Source organism: Protofrankia sp. CiT1, from assembly GCF_917627335.1.
In the GTDB taxonomy this organism is placed as follows: Bacteria; Actinomycetota; Actinomycetes; order Frankiales; family Frankiaceae; genus Protofrankia.
On sequence record NZ_CAKJTP010000152.1, the window covers coordinates 1 to 5,308 of the forward strand.

Here is a 5,308-nt window from a genome sequence, read left to right on the forward strand (position 1 = left end):
GGTCAGGGCGGGTCGCACAGGCCCGGCCCCCCTTTCAGACGGCAGCTGGTCGCGGCGGCGCCGCCCGGCGGCGGCCCCGGGCGGCTATGGCGCGCCCGGCGATGATTCCAGTCAAGGCGGCGGCGGACAGGCTGGCGGTGTAGCCGGCGGCGTTTCCGACGACGTACAAGCCGGCAACGTCGCTGGACTCCCAGGTGTCCCGGTCTACCGGCACCTGGTAGTTGTAATACTTGATCTCCGGCGCGTAGATCACCGTGTCGGCGGCAGCGACCGGGGGAAGGACGGCGGCGAGCGCCGAAATGTAGCTGGCGAACGCCGCGTACAGCGTGGCGGGCAGGAGCTCCTGGAGACGGCCGGGGCGGGTCTTCTGGTTGCTCGGCACCACCCCCGCGGCCGGGGCCGACGGCCCCTCCGGCAGGAACTCTGCGAAGCGCTGGCGGATCGGATAGCCGCCAGCAGCGGCGTTGATGGTGGCGGCGAGGGTACGGACCTGGGCCTTCGGATCGGCCGTGACGGTTTCGTCGAGGGTGGCGAGGATCGCCAGGTTGGACAGGCCGCTCGCACGGTCGAGGAACGAATGGCCGTTGACGCCGCGTATGCCCAGTGCCCGGTGGTACTCGTTGACGACGTAGCCGTCGCCGTTGACGCAGAAGCTGCGCACGGCCAAGCCGGACGGGGCGGTGTAGGCGACCTTGAAATCGTAGAAGGCCGAGATGAACGGCTCCAACGCGGCGACGGTCGTCTCCAGGCGAATCCCGATGTCCGCCGGGCCGGTTGCCAGGCCGACACCGACCGTGCGGAGCTGGTGCTCCAGCCACGGTGTGCCGGCGAGGCCGGTGGCGACGCACACGGCGCGGGCGGCGATGGTCCACCGCGCCCGGCGCCGCCGGTCGTACACGACGGCCCCGGCCGCACCGTCGTCGTCGATGACCAGCTCGCAGGCTTCAACGCCGGTCAGCAGGGTGACGCCCGCGTTCTGGAGATGGCGGGAATAGCGCTGGCCGAAGGCGCGGATGCCGTCCGATCCGACGTGGAGCAGCGGGTAGCTGTCGAACCGCAGGGGCGCCGTGCCGGCCGGGCCGTCAAGTCCGGTCGGAGTCGGCGCGGGTGGGTAGGTGATGCCGGCGGGAGCGAACCGGCGAATCGTCTCATCGATCAGGCCGAGCAGCGATTCGTCGTCGGGCCGGAAGAGCGTTTGACCGTGGGTGCCGCGGGTCGCCGACAGGGTGATCTTCCCGTCGGAGAAACTACCAGCGCCGCCATCGCCTTCGAGCACGTCGCACAGCGGGCATTCGCACGACGGCGACTCGGGGCAGACCCGGCCGGTCATGTCCTTTCCCTTGTCCACGATGACGATGTTGTCGATGCCGGCTTGGAGGAGCTGGTCGGCGCAGAACTGCCCGGCGGGTCCGGCGCCGATGATGAGCACCGAGCAGGTCGACGGATTCACGGTACGGCCTCCGTACGGACGGTCGTGGGAAGTCGATGTGCGACGACAGCCAGGGCGTCGCGGAGTACCACCGCCGCCGACGGGTTGGCGTCGAGCCGGACGATGTTCGCGTGCTCGTCGTCCGCGATGCGCGCGAGCGCCGTTTCGTAGCTGTCGGGAAGCCTGCTGGCGACGGTGTCGCGTTCCCATCGGTCGGGACGTTCACCGTCGGAGTAGCGGGCCGCGGCGACACGGGGTTGACCTGGAGGAACAGGTACAGCCCCGGCCGGATCATCATCGTGTTCAGGTACTGGTAAAAGGTGAGATCAATGCCATCGGCGGCGTGGTAGGCCAGCCCGGACAGGTAGTAGCGGTCGGCCAGCACCACGTCGTGGGTCTGGCACAGGTCCGCCACATGCGTCTGCTGGTCGGCGCGGTCCGCCGCGGACATCAACGCCATAGCGAGCGGGCTAACCGTCGTGACCGTGCTCAAGCGTCGAAATGAGGCGCCGAGATGGCCGTCGCTGGGCTCCTTGTGCCGGGCGACCCGCAGCCCGCGGCTGCGAAGCTTCGCCTCGAGTGCCGTGACCAGCGTCGTCTTCCCCGCCTTGTCGATGCCCTCAACGGCGACCAGATTCGCGGCTAGGCGATGGCGTACCTCCGGCCGGATCTGCAGGTCCGACGCGGTCGCCGCCATGGGGAGCGAGGAGACGGTGTGCTCAGCGGCCACGGGTGTCCTCCCACAACAGCACGTGCAGCCGGGTGGACAGGTTCCACCCGCGGGCCAGCACCACATCTGCCAGCTCGCGCTGTGCCGCGACGAGCCCGGCGCTGTCGGTGGCCTCGGGCATCACCCACACCGGGGCGAGCGCGAACCTGTCGACGATCGCGGCGACCTCGTCCAGGTCACCCGGTCCGGTGAGGACGAACTTGAACGCCGCCTTCCCGCTACCGGCGAGTGTGTGGAGGGCGGCCGAATCGAGTCGGCGGGACTGTCGGCCCCCAGCGTGGGCGAGTTTGGGAGACACGTTGAACGTCGTGACAGCGTCGACCAACTCGAGCGACGGGGTGATGGTGCCGTTCGTCTCCACCTCGACCCGCCGGCCAGCCTGGGCCAGGGCACCGACCAGCGGAACGAGGGTCTGTTGCTGAAGGAGGGGCTCCCCGCCGGTGATGACCACCAGCGGGGTCGGCCGTGCCAGCACCCATTCCGCGATGTCGGCTGTGGGAAGCCGTCGGGTCTCCTTCCGCGGGTCGTAGCGGGTCCAGTCCCAAGTGAACCGGCTGTCACACCAGCCGCAGGCCAAGTTGCACTGGGCGAGTCGAATGAACAGCGCCTGCTGCCCGGCACGTGGCCCTTCCCCCTGGAACGTCGGCCCGAACATCTCCACCACCTGCACGCCCCGGGCCTCTTCGGCCGTGGTGGACAGCAGCGACGATCCGACGCTCATGGCAGGCTCGCCTCCCACACCGCCCAGCTCGTTGGTGCCTCACTGACCCGGACAGCGACAACCCGGCCCGGAATGGTGGGGTCAAGATGGGTCTGGCACCAGGCGGCGAGGTGGCTGGCGAGATTCTCCGCGGTCGGTGCGACGGCAAGCACGTCGTTGAGGTGCCGATGATCAAGATGATCGTCGAGGTAGGACCGCAGCGGCGTCAGGTCACCGAAGTCGGTGACGAAGCCCGGTCCGGTCAGCGTGTCGGCGGCCACCACGACCTCGACCGTGTAGGTGTGGCCGTGCAGCCGGGCGCATTTGTGTCCATCCGGAAGGTCGGACAGCTGATGGGAGGCATCAAAGCCGAACCGCTTCCCGATCCGGAAACGCCCGGCAGACGGGTTCACGTCAGCCTCCCAACAGAGGCAGGCTGTCGGGAGATGGGCGCGGAGCTTTGGCCCCAGATCGCCGTCTCGACGGTGGAGGCCACCGCGTCGGCGACGTCCTCGGCGGACAGAAGCGAGGTGTCGATTGTCCGCCACCCCTCCTCACGGGCAAAGGACGCCAAAACACCAGCCAGCCGCGACTGGTAGGCGACAAAGCTGTCCATGGACAACTCGACTGGTCCTTCCATGTTCCCCGCCTCGCTGATCGCGAACGCGGTCTTGCGTTCCGCCGCTATCTGTGGCGGGAGATGAAGGTGGATGACCAGGTCAGGTTGCACAAGCCGCGCGAACAGCGACCTCATACCGGCCGCGTCGACGGCGGGACGCAGGTACAGTTTCGCGAGAAACTTGTACGCCCACGTATCCACCAGCACCACGTGACCGGTTTCCAGCAGCGGTTCCACCGCGCATCTCGCCAGCGCCGAGTACCAGGAAAGCTGGAGATAGATCCAGTGCTCGTCGCCGAGTTCAAGGTACGGGTCGTCCGGCGGATGGCCCCAGATCACCTTGCCCAAGGCCGCCAGGTGCGCCGCGACGTACTCGGACACGAACGGCGGGTTTTTCTTGTCGAACGCCACGACAGGCATGCCGCGGCGCCGTAAAATTCCTCCCGCCTCTCGCGTGGCCGTCGTCTTTCCCGCACCATCGATTCCCTCCAGCGCGACGAAGACACCACGCGGACTATCCCGCTTCACATCTCGAACTGCTTGCACTGCGATCCCCTCGGTGGTAATAGCAGCCAGGGCGTGGCTTACCGCGCTCCCGTCCGACACGCCGACTACTTGGGCTGTCGTCGCCGTCATGACGGCAGGTCTCCGGTGAATAGATCTAGCTCGGTGCTGGGGAGACGCGCTTCGAGGACGGCGGCAACACCTTCCAACGCGATGGCCGCCCGTGTAATCCGACGTAGCCTCGTCATCAGGGCCCACAGCAGCACGCATTGCGCGACCACAGGAATGGCTATCGCCGCAATTACCGGCATGACCGCGCTCCGAATCTCTCCGCCGTCACAGGTTCCCCTCTTGCTTGTCTATGGCGGATGCAGCATCCTGCCGATCCGGTCTCCCCAAAGGAGACCTTCGTAAGTATTGGTGGGACCGCGCCACTCCGGCCCGTCGTCCGGCTGTTGTCTCCGACTCCGCCTCGAGCAAAACAACGCCAACAGGCCACGGGGCCGCAGGTCAGGATGCTACGGTCGCTTTGCCCGGGAAGGCGGAGGTCGCATGGAGAGTCTGTCCGAGTACCGAGCCGCTCCCGTCTTTGCTCACCCGCTGGCTTATGTGCGCCATGCCCGCGGCTGGTCGCTGCAACGGCTCGTCGATGAGATCGCCCACCACTCCCGGCTGCTGGGCACCGGCAACATGGCGAACCGGCGTGAGAAGGCGTGGCGGTGGGAGAAGTGGGACGTGACGCCCGACCGCGTCACCCAACTGGCCCTCGCCCGTGCCCTGGACGTGCCAGCCGACCGCGTCGATGCCCAGCCCTGGCCGCGATGGCTACCCACCGGCGACGCTGTCCGGGTTGATTTCCCCTGGACACCCATGGGTACCGTGCGTGCGTTGACCGACGTCGTGGGAGACGCACTGGTGGACCGTCGCGGGTTCCTCAAACTGACCGGCCCGGCCCTCGCAGCCCTCGCCGGGACGTGGCCAACGCTCCTGCCACGGCCACTTGCTGAACAGGTGGTCGGCCGCCGCCTCAGCGACGAGACCCTGACACAGATTGAATCGCGGCTCCCCATACTGCGGTCAATGGAAGACCAGCTCGGCGGCGCCACGGTCCGCCGCATCATCGACGCCGAACTTGGCCTCGTCACCGACCTGCTCGACCGGGCCACCTACACCGACATCCAGGGCCGCCGGCTCTCGGCCGCCGCGAGCGAGCTTGCCCGGCTCGCCGGCTGGGCCTCCTGCGACGCGGGCTACCACGCCGCCGCGCAACGCTACTGGGTCGCCGCCCTCCACGCCGCGCACAGCGCCGGCATCCCTGCCCTCGGC

The 5,308-nt window shown here is 68.3% G+C and carries 5 protein-coding genes and 2 pseudogenes; 2 read left to right on the forward strand and 5 right to left on the reverse strand.

The features are described from left to right. Positions 1-34: 34 nt before the first annotated feature. On the reverse strand, positions 35-1,450 hold the full coding sequence (locus MJ785_RS18000) for an FAD-dependent protein (RefSeq protein WP_239381913.1): 1,416 nt from the start codon (positions 1,448-1,450) through the stop codon (positions 35-37). Between the two features lie 35 nt (positions 1,451-1,485). On the opposite strand from MJ785_RS18000, the gene MJ785_RS18005 reads away from it, so the two are divergent. After that, positions 1,486-1,746, forward strand: coding sequence for a hypothetical protein (locus MJ785_RS18005; RefSeq protein ID WP_239381915.1), 261 nt, complete (start codon positions 1,486-1,488; stop codon positions 1,744-1,746). On the opposite strand, the pseudogene MJ785_RS22370 reads toward MJ785_RS18005, so the two are convergent. From MJ785_RS22370 to MJ785_RS18020, 4 genes and pseudogenes are all read right to left on the reverse strand, one after another. Then, positions 1,740-2,225, reverse strand: a pseudogene (locus tag MJ785_RS22370) (dTMP kinase); the annotation flags it as partial. The gene MJ785_RS18005 and the pseudogene MJ785_RS22370 sit on opposite strands and share 7 nt — an antisense overlap. Further along, the gene (locus MJ785_RS18010) at positions 2,149-2,880 is read right to left on the reverse strand and encodes a 7-carboxy-7-deazaguanine synthase QueE (RefSeq protein WP_239376978.1); all 732 of its coding nucleotides are present in this window, start codon (positions 2,878-2,880) and stop codon (positions 2,149-2,151) included. The pseudogene MJ785_RS22370 and the gene MJ785_RS18010, both read right to left, overlap by 77 nt. Then, complete coding sequence (gene queD, locus MJ785_RS18015; protein WP_239381917.1) at positions 2,877-3,272, reverse strand: 6-carboxytetrahydropterin synthase QueD; 396 nt, start codon at positions 3,270-3,272, stop codon at positions 2,877-2,879. The genes MJ785_RS18010 and queD overlap by 4 nt, the downstream gene beginning before the upstream one ends. After that, positions 3,269-4,114, reverse strand: a complete 846-nt coding sequence (locus MJ785_RS18020; RefSeq protein WP_239381919.1) for a hypothetical protein — start codon at positions 4,112-4,114, stop codon at positions 3,269-3,271. Before MJ785_RS18020 ends, queD begins: the two co-directional genes overlap by 4 nt. A 420-nt stretch (positions 4,115-4,534) precedes the next feature. On the opposite strand from MJ785_RS18020, the pseudogene MJ785_RS18025 reads away from it, so the two are divergent. Continuing rightward, positions 4,535-5,308, forward strand: a pseudogene (locus MJ785_RS18025) (transcriptional regulator); the annotation flags it as partial.

Bases quoted from the DNA above. Each gene is read 5' to 3' on its own strand.
- MJ785_RS18005 (WP_239381915.1), top strand. From the start codon at position 1,486: ATGTGCGACGACAGCCAGGGCGTCGCGGAGTACCACCGCCGCCGACGG.
- MJ785_RS18010 (WP_239376978.1), bottom strand. From the start codon at position 2,880: ATGAGCGTCGGATCGTCGCTGCTGTCCACCACGGCCGAAGAGGCCCGG.
- MJ785_RS18020 (WP_239381919.1), bottom strand. From the start codon at position 4,114: ATGACGGCGACGACAGCCCAAGTAGTCGGCGTGTCGGACGGGAGCGCG.